This is a genomic window from Actinomadura sp. HBU206391 (assembly GCF_014323665.1).
Classification (GTDB): domain Bacteria; phylum Actinomycetota; class Actinomycetes; order Streptosporangiales; family Streptosporangiaceae; genus Actinomadura_C.
In genome coordinates this window covers 1-12023 of the sequence record NZ_JABVEB010000175.1, presented here as the reverse complement: position 1 = coordinate 12023, position 12023 = coordinate 1, and the positions used below count along the sequence as shown (strand labels likewise).

General features: G+C 69.0%; 10 protein-coding genes. 6 read left to right on the top strand and 4 right to left on the bottom strand.

Features of this window, described 5'->3' with window-relative positions:
- Positions 1 to 611: hypothetical protein (locus HKK72_RS29580; RefSeq protein WP_187237727.1), on the bottom strand; the 611-nt coding region annotated here is incomplete at its 3' end.
- A 794-nt stretch (positions 612 to 1405) separates the two neighbouring features.
- Between HKK72_RS29580 and HKK72_RS29575 the strand changes: the two genes are divergently transcribed.
- Positions 1406 to 2710: a helix-turn-helix domain-containing protein gene (locus HKK72_RS29575; protein ID WP_187237726.1), complete on the top strand. Its 1305-nt coding sequence runs from the start codon at positions 1406 to 1408 to the stop codon at positions 2708 to 2710.
- A 120-nt stretch (positions 2711 to 2830) separates the two neighbouring features.
- Positions 2831 to 5065, top strand: a complete 2235-nt coding sequence (locus tag HKK72_RS29570) for an ATP-dependent DNA helicase (RefSeq protein ID WP_187237725.1) — start codon at positions 2831 to 2833, stop codon at positions 5063 to 5065.
- A gap of 55 nt (positions 5066 to 5120) precedes the next feature.
- Here the strand turns inward: HKK72_RS29570 and HKK72_RS29565 are convergent, their stop codons facing one another.
- Both HKK72_RS29565 and HKK72_RS29560 read right to left on the bottom strand, forming a co-directional pair.
- Entirely contained in the window at positions 5121 to 5555 is a 435-nt protein-coding gene (locus tag HKK72_RS29565; protein WP_187237724.1) for a hypothetical protein, read from the bottom strand.
- A gap of 60 nt (positions 5556 to 5615) precedes the next feature.
- Complete coding sequence (locus HKK72_RS29560; RefSeq protein WP_187237723.1) at positions 5616 to 6827, bottom strand: pyridoxal phosphate-dependent aminotransferase; 1212 nt, start codon at positions 6825 to 6827, stop codon at positions 5616 to 5618.
- A 144-nt stretch (positions 6828 to 6971) separates the two neighbouring features.
- On the opposite strand from HKK72_RS29560, the gene HKK72_RS29555 reads away from it, so the two are divergent.
- From HKK72_RS29555 to HKK72_RS29545, 3 genes are read left to right on the top strand one after another with little or no spacing between them, the layout of a single operon-like run.
- On the top strand, positions 6972 to 7640 hold the full coding sequence (locus HKK72_RS29555) for a TetR/AcrR family transcriptional regulator (protein ID WP_187237722.1): 669 nt from the start codon (positions 6972 to 6974) through the stop codon (positions 7638 to 7640).
- The gene (locus HKK72_RS29550) at positions 7637 to 8707 is read left to right on the top strand and encodes an AurF N-oxygenase family protein (RefSeq protein ID WP_187237721.1); all 1071 of its coding nucleotides are present in this window, start codon (positions 7637 to 7639) and stop codon (positions 8705 to 8707) included. The genes HKK72_RS29555 and HKK72_RS29550 overlap by 4 nt, the downstream gene beginning before the upstream one ends.
- Complete coding sequence (locus tag HKK72_RS29545; protein ID WP_187237720.1) at positions 8704 to 9525, top strand: SDR family NAD(P)-dependent oxidoreductase; 822 nt, start codon at positions 8704 to 8706, stop codon at positions 9523 to 9525. The genes HKK72_RS29550 and HKK72_RS29545 overlap by 4 nt, the downstream gene beginning before the upstream one ends.
- A gap of 32 nt (positions 9526 to 9557) precedes the next feature.
- On the opposite strand, the gene ctaD is transcribed toward HKK72_RS29545, so the two are convergent.
- Positions 9558 to 11198, bottom strand: a complete 1641-nt coding sequence (gene ctaD, locus HKK72_RS29540) for a cytochrome c oxidase subunit I (protein ID WP_187237719.1) — start codon at positions 11196 to 11198, stop codon at positions 9558 to 9560.
- Between the two features lie 190 nt (positions 11199 to 11388).
- On the opposite strand from ctaD, the gene HKK72_RS29535 reads away from it, so the two are divergent.
- Entirely contained in the window at positions 11389 to 11937 is a 549-nt protein-coding gene (locus tag HKK72_RS29535) for a DUF523 domain-containing protein (RefSeq protein WP_187237718.1), read from the top strand.
- Positions 11938 to 12023: the final 86 nt, after the last annotated feature.

The following is a 12023-nucleotide window of genomic DNA, read 5'->3' as shown; positions in this document are numbered from 1 at the left end:
CTGATCGTGTTCGGCGCGACGTTGTACGTGCCGGTGAACGTGGCCGTGTCACCGTTCCTCAGCAGACCGAAGCAACCGCTCACGCCCGAGACGGTGAGGGACACGTTGTTCGGGTTCGGGGCCGTGGGGTTCACCGACAGTTGTGCCGTGTTGTTGTCGTAGGTACCGGGCACACCGCCCGTGACGTTCGCCGAGCAGAGCGAGCCGGCGAGCCGCGCGCTGACGTTCGTGATCGTCCCGTTCACCACGCCCGCCGTGGCGTTGGGCGATACGGCGTTGATGTTCCAGGTGCCGACCTGCGTCACCGTGAACGTGATGCCGAGGGGCCCCGTGCAGTTGGTGAAGCTTGACGAGGTGATGGTTCCGACGCCCGCACCCGTCGCCGACGTCCCGTTGGGGATGGCGCCGCCGGCCGACGCCGACGAGCAGGAGAGGGTCGCGCCGGTGTTGGTGTCCCTCAACGTGGTGGTACCGGCGGTGGCGGTGTAGGCGCCGCCGGCACCCGTGCTGCCGGAGATCGTCCAAGTGGCGGCGAAGGCGGGGGGAGCGCTCAGGCCGAGAACGACGGCCGCGACGCCCGTGAAGAGGGAACCGGCTACCAGTGTGCGCATTACTTTGTTCCTCCATGATCAATTTGGCTGGCGCCTCACGGCGACCAAGCCGGGGGCCTGGTTGCGGGTGGGTACCGGTCACGAGCACGCACATCGACCGTTGGAAGGGCGACAATGCTCGTTACAGCGCTCAGCTCATTTCGACGGGCCGCTCCTTTATCTGCGACGTTCCCGCGGCCAGGCAGCCCGGGAGAACATCACGACGAGAGGTTGGACGAACAGCTGGTCGACAGGCCCAGAAAGCGTGGGGGCCGCGCCACGCAATTCTGGCTCTGTGCCACCAGGCCCATGCCTGGAGATAGAATCGAATTATCACGATCGGTTGCTACTGATCGGTAGATTACCTATGCGTTAAATGCGCCGCAAGGGCCGCTGCACAAGAATTTGACGACCCTCTCGCCGTTGTCCGCAATTTTGTCACCGACTCAACAGAATGCCGCCTCATTTTTGTTGAGGAGTGAGTTCTTTCCGGCGCGGCGCGGCCCGCCGGGTGGCCTTCGACGGGACGGCCCACCCTGATCGAGTCGTCGCGCTGCGTTCCGCGAGCACTCGTACGCATAGCGTCAATAACCGCCTAGAGCGCCGGGATTCGTCTATTCCTGAGTTACGTCCTGGGTTACCTTCGTTGTGTTCTGGATCACGGCTCCGCGCGTGCCGGGCCCTGGTGCCACGCCTCCCGCTCCGGGCCGGCCACGTGGTACTCGCCGGTCGTGGCTCAGGACCGCCGCGGGCGGATGACATGCCGCCCGGCGGGACACCGGGCCGAAGGGGGGCGGGGACGGAGTTTGGGTTCGATGACGCAGGCCTCCGAGCCGAGCGGGCCCGACGAACCATCGGTCGTACTCCCGCGGCAGCTCGCCACGATCATGCGTCCGGAACTGCCGAGTCTCTCGACCGAGATCATCACTGAGATCCGCCGTACGATCCCCGAGTACGCGCGTCCGATCGAGGGACCGTACGGACAGGCTCTGCGGTTCGGCGTCGAACGGGCTCTGACCACGTTCGTCGAGCAGGTCGCAGTGCCTTCGGCCCCACACGACCGGCTCGACGAGACGTGCCGCAGGCTCGGCCAGTTCGAGGCGTACGAGGGCAGGAGCCTCGACAGCCTGCAGGCCGCCTACCGGCTCGGCGCACAGGTCGCCTGGCGGCGGGCGATGAAGGTCGGCAAGCGCAACGACCTGTCCTCGTCGGTCATGTCGCTGCTGGCCGACGCCCTGTTCGTCTACATCGATCAGCTCGCCTCACTCTCCCTGGAGGGCTATCAGGAGGCGAAGGCGAACTCGGCCGAGGAACTTGCGGAAAGACGCCGCAGGCTCCTGCACCTGATCCTGGAACGCCCGGCGGCGCCGCCTCGGGCGATCGCCGAGCTGGCGAAGCTGGCCGGTTGGACCTTGCCCGAGGAGGTCACGCTGGTCGCCGTGCAGGCCGACGACCGCACCGGCGTGCGTCCCCCGTTCGACGACGACGTCCTCGCCGACCTCGCCTGCCCCGAACCGCACCTGCTGTTGCCAGGGGCGCCCGACGTCGGACGCCGGGCCAGGCTCGACGCCGCGCTCGCGATGCGGAGGGCCGCCGTGGGACTCACCGTGCCCGTCGCCGACGCCGCCGACTCACTGCGCTGGGCACGGCGGGCTCTCGCGTTAGCGCACGCCGGGATCATCGACGACGACCGGACGTTCATGTGCGAGGACCACCTGGTGACACTCCTGCTGCAGTCGGACAGCGCGCTGGTCGACCAGCTCGCCCGGCGCCGGCTCGCCAGCCTGGCGGATCTGACCCCGCAGCGGCGGCATCGGCTCACCGAGACGCTCGGCGCGTGGCTGAAGACACGGGGCACCGCGACCGAGATAGCCGAGCGCCTGCGCGTGCATCCGCAGACGGTGCGGTACCGGATCCGGCAACTCGAACGGACCATCGGTGACCAGCTGAACGATCCGGACGCACGGTTCGCGCTGGAACTGGTGCTCCGGGCCACGGTGCCGAGACGGCAGAGATCCCGCCACACCGCCGGCGATACCGGCGACGCGGACATCGAACCCGCAGGCTCGGCCGCCCCGGCCCGGAGCCGGAGGACGGCTCGGGGCCCGCGGCGGGCCTGACGGCATCCCGCCCCGTTGCGACGACGCCGGGTGACAGCCGGGCGCCCCCGGCCGCGCCGCGCGCTGCCACCTCGGCGTCTTGCGGCACGGGGAGCCCGTACGGGCGGTAACGTTTTTGCCGTGCCCGCCCCCGCCGCCTCCGCAGCCCCACGTCTCACCGACTCCGATGCCGAGATCCCGGACATCGCCACCCTGCTGGCCACCGCTGTCCAGGCCATCGGGGGCGCGGAGAGACCTGGGCAGGTCACCATGGCCGAGGCCGTCGAGCACGCGATCGAGTCCGGTGATCACCTCGCCGCGCAGGCGGGCACCGGCACCGGGAAGTCCCTGGCCTATCTGGTCCCCGCCATTCGGCACGCCGTCGCCGCCGACACCACCGTCGTGGTGTCCACCGCGACGATCGCGCTGCAGCAGCAGCTCGTCGACCGGGACCTGCCCCGGCTGGCCGAGGCCCTCGAACCGCTGCTCGGAAAGAAGCTGAACTTCGCCATCCTCAAGGGGCGCCGCAACTACCTGTGCCTGCACCGCGTGCAGACCGGCGCGCCCGAAGACCCCGAGGAGGGCCTGTTCGACCCGCAGGCGCTGTCCGGCCTCGGCCGCCAGATCAAGCGGCTGCACGACTGGGCCGACGAGACGCGGACCGGCGACCGCGACGAACTGGTCCCGGGTGTCGGCGAGCAGGCCTGGCGCCAGGTCGCCGTCACCGCCAAGGAGTGCCTCGGCGCCCAGCGCTGCCCGCACGGCACCACCTGCTTCGCCGAGATGGCCCGTGCCGAGGCGGGCGACGCCCACATCGTCGTCACCAACCACGCACTTCTCGCCATCGACGCGCTGGAGGAGTTCCACGTTCTGCCCGAGCACGACGTGGTGGTCATCGACGAGGCCCACGAGCTGGTGGACAAGGTCACCTCGGTCGACACCGACGACCTGAGCGCGGCCGCCGTCGAGACCGCCGCGCGCAGGTGCGGCCGGCTGATCGAGGAGGGCCTGGCCGACCGGCTCCAGGAGGCCGCGGAGAGCCTCAAGCTGCTGCTCAACGAGCAGCAGGCCGGCCGGATGGACATGCTGCCGGCTCCGCTGGGCGATACCCTCGCCGTCCTGCGCGACGCCGCACACGCCTGCGTCACCGCGCTCGGCCCCGAGCCGAAGGACGGCGACCCCGGCGACCTCGCCGCCCGGCGGGCCGCCCGGTCGTCGGTCGAGGACGTGCACGACACCGCCGTACGGCTGCTCGGCGCGTTCGAGGCCGAGCTCGCCAAGCGCTGGGACGTGGTCTGGCTGGACAAGCACTTCGAGGGCAGGCGGCCGCCCACGCTGCGCGTCGCGCCGATCGGGGTCGGCGGACTGCTGCGCGCGAGCCTGTTCGAGACGCGAACCGCGATCCTGACCTCGGCGACCCTCACCCTCGGCGGGTCGTTCGAGCCGCTGGCCCGCCAATGGGGCCTGCCTCCGCTCGAGACCCCTGACACCGGAGCCGTCGCCGAGGCGTCCGCCGTGCAGCCCGAACCGGGCCCCGAGCCCCGACCCGACCCCGAGAGCGGCCCCGGCTCCGTAGCCGATTCCGACTCCGATTCCGAGAGCGGAACCGAATCCGGGCCCGAGAGCGCGCCGCACGCCGATGCCGCGTCGCCCAAGGCCGAGGACGCCGAGGAGGACGCCGGGAAGGATCAGAAGAAGGGCAAAGAGCTCAAGTGGTCGGGGATCGACGTCGGATCGCCGTTCGACCATCCACGGGCCGGCATCCTCTACGTCGCCAAGCACCTCCCGCAGCCGGGACGGGACGGGCTGCCCGAGGTCTACCTCAGCGAGATCGCGGAGCTGATCGCCGCCGCAGGCGGCCGTACGCTCGGGTTGTTCTCCTCGATGCGCGCCGCCCGGCAGGCGGCGGACGAGCTCAAGGACCGGCTCGACCATCCGCTGCTGTGCCAGGGCGAGGACTCGACCTCGCTCCTGGTCAAGCGGTTCGCAGAGGACGAGCGCACCTCGCTGTTCGGCACGCTGTCGCTCTGGCAGGGCGTCGACGTGCCCGGCCCCTCGCTGCAGCTCGTCATCGTCGACCGGGTTCCGTTCCCCCGGCCCGACGATCCGCTGTCGTCGGCCCGGCAGCGCGCCGTGGCGGCACACGGCGGCAACGGTTTCATGGCGGTCGCGGCGACTCATGCGGCCCTGCTGCTGGCGCAGGGCGCGGGACGCCTGCTGCGCTCGATGGACGATCGGGGCGTCGTGGCGATCCTCGACCCGAGGCTGGTCACCGCCCGCTATGGAGGCTTCCTGAAGTCCTCCCTGCCGCCCTTCTGGACCACCACGGACCCCGCCGTCGTACGGGCCGCGCTCCGCCGCATCGACGCGGACTGAACAGGGACGTGCCGTGGCGCTCCACTTGCCGCGGAGCGCGCCGATGGCGTACGAGTCAGACCGTCCGCCGCTCGATCCGCTCGATCCGCTCGATGACGGCGCTCAGGCCCAGGTCGCCGAGGTGGTCCCATGCGGTGAGCCGGTCATGGTCCGCGGCCGGCAACCATCCCCGGTCGATCCCCGTGTCCAGCGAGGACAGGCACCGCAGCGCCTCGACGAGACCCGGGGAACAGGTCTCGGTCACCTCGCGCCGGAGCCGGACGGCCTGGACGTCGTCTCCGGCACGACGCGCCTCGTCGAGCGAGTGGAGCAGTTCGGAGGTCCGGCGTACCTCGGGGTCCGCCTCTTCACCCGGTCCGGGCACCTGCCCGGCTCCGGTGAGCCGCCGCATCAGCCGGTGGCCCTCGAGGTCACCGGCGCTGATCAGCCGCATCGCCTCCCGGAGCCGTACCCCGGTGAGCCGGTCCGCCTGATGCGCGCCGCCCGCCATGAGCCGATTCTCACACCGGTGGCGCGTTCGCACCAGGACGTTCGCGCCGCGAGATACGGCTCAGGCGGGGTAGCCGGCGAGGAACTCGCCGATCCGGCCGATCGCATCTTCGAGGTCGTCGGCGCGCTGCAGGGTGACCACGCGGAAATGGTCGGGGTGCGGCCAGTTGAACCCCGAGCCCTGCACGACCAGCAGCTTCTGCTGCTCGAGCAGGTCGAGGGCGAACCTTGCGTCGTCCTGCACCGGATACATCTCCGGGTCGAGGCGCGGGAAGACGTACAGGGCGCCCTGGGGCTTCACGCAGCTCACCCCGGGCAGGTCGTTGAGCAGCTTGGCGGCGCGGTCGCGCTGCTCGCCGAGCCGCCCGGTGGGCAGCACCAGGTCCTTGATGCTCTGCCGGCCGCCTAGCGCCGCTTGGATCGCGTGCTGGCCCGGCACATTGGGGCACAGCCGCATGTTCGCGAGGATCTCGAGCCCCTCGATGTAGGACCCGGCATGGTCCTTCGGGCCCGACACGGCCATCCACCCGGAGCGGAAGCCGCACACCCGGTAGGCCTTCGACAGCCCGCTGAAGGTGAGGCACAGCACATCCGGCGCGAGCGAGGCCATGTTGATGTGCTTGGCGCCGTCGTACAGGACCCGGTCGTAGATCTCGTCGGCGAAGAGGAGCAGATTGTGCTCACGGGCCAGCTCGGCCAGGCCCTCCAGCACCTCGCGCGAGTAGACCGCGCCGGTCGGGTTGTTCGGATTGATGATCACCAGCGCCTTCGTACGGTCGGTGATCTTGGCGGCGATGTCCTCGAGGTCGGGGTTCCAGTCCTGCGCCTCGTCGCACACGTAGTGCACCGGCGTGCCGCCGCACAGGGACACCGCGGCGGTCCACAGCGGATAGTCGGGGGCCGGGATCAGCACCTCGTCACCGTTGTTGAGCAGCGCCTGCAGTGACATGACGATCAGTTCGGACACCCCGTTGCCGAGGTAGACGTCCTCGACGTCGAGGTCGGCGACGCCCACCTGCTCATAGTGCTGTACGACGGCGCGGCGGGCGGCCAGGATGCCCTTGGAATCGCTGTAGCCGTGGGCGTCCGGCAGGTTCCGGATGACGTCCTGGAGGATCTCCTCCGGGGCCTCGAATCCGAACGGCGCCGGGTTGCCGATGTGCAGTTTGAGGATGCGGTGCCCCTCCATCTCAAGCTGCCTGGCCCGCTTCAGCACCGGGCCCCTGATGTCGTAACAGACGTTCGCGAGCTTGTCCGACTGGATGACCTGCATGAAGGCAACCTTAGCCGCGCTCGGCCCCAGGCTCCCCTCGGTTATCGCCACTAACGGCCAAATAGACGCAAGGTCCAATAGTGTGACCCTCACGACATACAAGCAGGCTTGATTGCATGTATGTACGTCTCCTACCGTCGAGGCATGCCGAAGAGCAGCCGCCGGCGCGACAACGACCACGGCGCCGGCCGCACCCAGGAGGAGCGCCGGACGAGAACCCGGACGCGCCTGCTCGACGCCACGGTCGACTGCCTGGTCGAGCTCGGCTGGTCGGGCACCTCCACCACCGAGGTGGCCGGCCGCGCAGGCGTCTCGCGGGGGGCGCAGCAGCACCACTACCCCACGAAGATGGGCCTGGTCGCCGCCGCGATGGAACATCTGCTGGAACGGCAGCGGCTGGCCTACGAGCAGGCGTACGCGATCCTGCCGCCGGAGCGGCGCAACGTCGAAGGCGCCCTCGACCTGCTCTGGAACGTCTTCCGGCAGCCATCGGCACTCGCGCTGCTCGAGCTCTCGGTGGCCGCCCGCACCGACGACGAGCTGAAGCCGCTCTGTCTCGACATCAACGATCGCGTCCTGCAGGTCATCCTCGAGACCTTCGAGCGGCTCTTCCCGGGCACCACGCTGCCCGAGGACTTCGCCGCCACCATGGTGCGCGCCGTCTTCGCGATGTTCGTCGGGCTCTCTCTGCAGAACTCACTCGACGGCGACGCCCACGGCCACCAGGCCGCAGTGCTGGCGCACATCAAGAGCGTCGCCAGAGTCCTCGTACCGAACCCTCCGGCCACCCCGGGTGAAGGGAGCCTCCCATGACCGGACCGTCCACCGGCCTCAGCGAGGAGTTGCGCGAGAAGGTGAGCGACCGCGCCTCCTACGTCAGCGTGATCGACCGGCTCTCCAAGGCCTCGGTCGACAAGCACTGGGACGCCTACGCCGACGTCCCGTGGGACGACCCCGACTGCCAGGTCGACCCGAAGGACCCGCGGTGGGTCCTGCCTCCGACCGACCAGCTCGGCGCGACCGAGTGGTACCGGTCCCAGCCCGTCGAGGTCCGGGCCGAGATCGGACTGTGGCGGATGGCCACCGCCATGAAGATCGGGCTGCAGTTCGAGAACCTGCTCCAGCGCGGGCTGCTGACCTACGCCTACAAGCTGCGCAACGGCTCCCCCGAGTACCGCTACGCCATGCATGAGCTGGTCGAAGAGGGGCATCACTCGATGATGTTCCAGGAGTTCGTCAACCGGAGCGGATTGCCGATCCGGGGCATGCCGAAATCACTGGACCTCCTCGCGCAGATCGTTCCGTGGGTTCCGAGACTGTCCACCGAGATGTTCTTCATCTTCGTCCTGGGCGGCGAGGACCCGATCGACTACGTACAGCGAAAGACGCTCAAGAGCGGGCACAAGATGCACCCGCTCGCCGAGACGATCGTGCGCATCCACATCGCCGAGGAAGCGCGCCACATCTCCTTCGCCCGGCACTACCTCAAGCACCGGGTGCCCAGGATGAACCCGGTACGCCGCAAGGTGCTCGGCCTGCTCACACCTGGAGTACTCGGCATCATGGCGCGCATCATGCTGTCGCCCCCCGGCCCGATGGTGCGCCACTACGGCATTCCCAAGGACGTGGTCCGCGAGGCCTACCAGAGCCCGCCGGCCCGAGCCCAGATCCGCGACTGCGTGGGCAAGCTCCGTGAACTCGCCATCGAACTCGGGCTCGTCGGGCCCGTCAGCAAGCGGCTCTGGCGAGCCAACGGCATCTGGGACGAACCCGGCGCGGGCCGTACGGCCGACCGCCCCCACGCCCGCCCCCGGGCGTCGTCGTCGGCGGCGACGGCCGCGGCCGGTGCAAAGGCCGGCCGGCGGGAGGAGGCGAAATGAGCGTCGTGGTGATCACCGGCGGCGCCTCCGGCATCGGGCGCGCTCTCGCGGCCGCACTGGTGGGCCGTGGCGACACCGTGGCGGTGTCCGACCTCGACGGCGACCGTGTGGCCGAGGTGGCCGAGGCGCTCACCGAGCAGGGTCCGGGCAAGGCGTTCGCGACCGCTCTGGACGTGACCGACGCCGTCGCCGTCACCGATCACTACCAGGCCGTCAAGGCCGAGCACGGGCGGCTCGACCTGGTCTTCAACAACGCGGGCATCGCTGTGGGCGGGCTTGCCGAAGAGCTCACGCTCGATCACTGGAACAAGACCATCGACGTCAACCTGCGCGGTGTCGTGCACGGTGTGCACGCGGCGTACCCGATCATGCTCGAACAGGGGTACGGGCACATCGCCAACACGGCGTCGCTGGCCGGGCTGGTGCCCATGCCGATGGGCATCCCGTACACCGCGACGAAGTTCGCCGTCGTCGGCCTCAGCCTCGGCCTTCGCGCCGAGGCCGCTGAGCGCGGGGTGAAGGTCAGCGTGATCTGCCCCGGATTCGTGGACACGCCGCTGCTCACCGCCGGCAACCCCGGCCTACCGCAGACCGAGATGAGCAAGAACATCCGGACCTTCGCCAAGCAGGCGCAGCCTCGCCTCTACCCGGCCGAGGCGCTGGCGAAGGACATCCTCCACGGCATCCGGCGCAACAAGGCGCTCATCGTCGCGCCCGCGTCCGGCCGCGCGGCCTGGCGCGGTGCCCGGCTGTCCCCGGGCGGCGCCGCACGAGCCGCGCGGTTCGCCGTCGCCCGTTACCGCCGCCAGGTGGGCTGAACGGCCGGCCGGTGCGCGGAGCCACCGGACGGCTATTCGATCTCGCGCTGCGTGGGGTAGTGCAGGTCGAACGCCGGTCGCTCTGAGCGGATCCGCGGAATCGAGAGGAAGTTGTGCCGCGGCGGAGGGCACGACGTCGCCCATTCGAGCGAATTTCCGAACCCCCAGGGATCGTCCGCGGCGATCCGCGGGGCGTGTCGCGCGGTGACATAGATGTTGTAGAGGAAGACCAGCGTCGACAGGGCCAGGATGAACGCACCGATGCTGGAGACGACATGCTCAGGCCTGAACTCCTCGGCATAGTCCGCGTACCGGCGCGGCATGCCCTCGGCGCCCATCCAGTGCTGGATGAGGAACGTCGTGTGGAAGCCGATGAACAGGCTCCAGAAGTGAAATTTCCCCAGCAGATCGTTCAGCATCTTGCCGGTCAGCTTGGGCCACCAGAAGTAAAAGCCGGCGAACATGGCGAAGGTGACCGTGCCGAACAACACGTAATGGAAGTGCCCGACGACGAAATAGCTGTCGTGGACCTGGAAGTCGAGCGGCGGCGAGGCCAGTATCACGCCGGTGAGGCCGCCGAACAGGAACGTCACGAGAAACCCGATCGAGAACAGCATCGGCGATTCGAAGGACAGCTGCCCCCGCCACATCGTGCCCACCCAGTTGAAGAACTTCACCCCCGTCGGTACCGCGATCAGGTAGGACATGAAGGCGAAGAACGGCAACAGGACCCGTCCGGTGGTGAACATATGGTGCGCCCACACGGTCATGGACAGTCCTGCGATGGCGATCGTGGCGGCGACCAGGCCGACATAACCGAACACCGGCTTCCGGCTGAACACCGGGAAGATCTCGGTGACGATGCCGAAGAACGGCAGCGCCACGATGTAGACCTCGGGATGTCCGAAGAACCAGAACAGGTGCTGCCAGGTCAGAGCGCCGCCGCTCGCCCCGTCGTAGACATGCGCGCCGAACTTGCGGTCGGCCAGCAACACCAGGAGCTGCGCCGCCAGCACCGGAAACGCCATGAGCACGAGAAGGCTGGTCAGCAGGGTGTTCCAACAGAAGATCGGCATGCGGAACATCGTCATGCCGGGTGCCCGCATGCAGATGATCGTGGTGACGAAGTTGACGGCGCCGAGGATGGTCCCCAAACCCGACAACACCAGTCCCACGATCCACAGGTCCGGGCCGATGCCTGGACTGCGTTCGATGCTGTTGAGCGGCGCATACGCCGTCCAGCCGAAGTCAGCCGCCCCTCCCGGGGTGAAGAACGAGGCGAGGATGATGAGAGCGCCGAACAGGAACAGCCAGTAACTCAGCATATTGAGCCGCGGAAACGCGACATCCGGCGCGCCGATCTGTAACGGCATCACCGCGTTGGCGAACCCGGCGAAAAGCGGCGTCGCGAACAGCAGCAGCATGATGGTGCCGTGAATGCTGAACAGCTGGTTGTAGTGCTGGCGGTTCATGAGCTGCATGCCCGGAGCCAGCAGCTCTGCCCGCATCAACGTGGCCATCAGGCCGGCCAGCATGAATAACGCGAACGAAGTGATCAAATATAAGTGGCCGATCACTTTGTGGTCGGTGGACGTCAGCCACGACACGACGATCGAGCCGCGTGGGCGGCGGCGCGCCGGCGCCTCAGGCAGCCGGCGACCGAGCAGGACCATGGCGGACTCCAGGAGCTAGGTGGCCCTTTTCACTATTCGTGGCGGCACAGGGACGCCGCAAGGCGGCCTTCTCATGCGCTCGGCCAAGTCATGGCATAGAAACGCGCCCACGAGACCCAACCCGTCGGCCGGCCGCTCACCCCAGGTCGGCGGCAGCACGAGGACCCACCACGAGGACTACTGTGGAGGAGTGGAACGCATCCTTGTGAGCGCCTGCCTGCTGGGCCGGCCGGTGCGGTACGACGGGACCGCGAAACGCAGCGACGACGAGATCCTCGCGCGCTGGCGAGCGGAAGGCCGGCTCCTGTCCTGCTGCCCCGAGGTGTCGGGCGGCCTGCCCGTCCCCCGGCCGGCTGCCGAGATCTCGCCGGTATCCGGTCCCGGCGGCGCCGGGTCGCCCGCGGATGCCGGCCGTACGGCGGCCGATGGCACCGCGGTGCTGGACGGAACCGCACGAGTGCGGACCGCTGACGGCATCGACGTCACCGCCTCGTTCACGCAGGGCGCCGCGGAGGCCCTGGAGGTCGCTCAGCGATACGCCGTGCGGATCGCCGTGCTCAAGGAGGGCAGCCCGTCCTGCGGAAGCGGGCGCATCTACGACGGCGGCTTCACCGGCACTTCCATGCCCGGCTTCGGAGTCACGACGGCGCTTCTCGAGCGCAACGGCATCCGAGTGTTCAACGAAGACCAGCTTGACGCCGCAGCCGCCTACCTCGACGAACTCGAGTCGCACCATTGACCGGCTAGCCCTGAGTGAACACCATCGGCCGACTGAAAGGTCTGCACGTCATCCGCGATTGTCACCCGCGGATCGAGGTCCGGTCG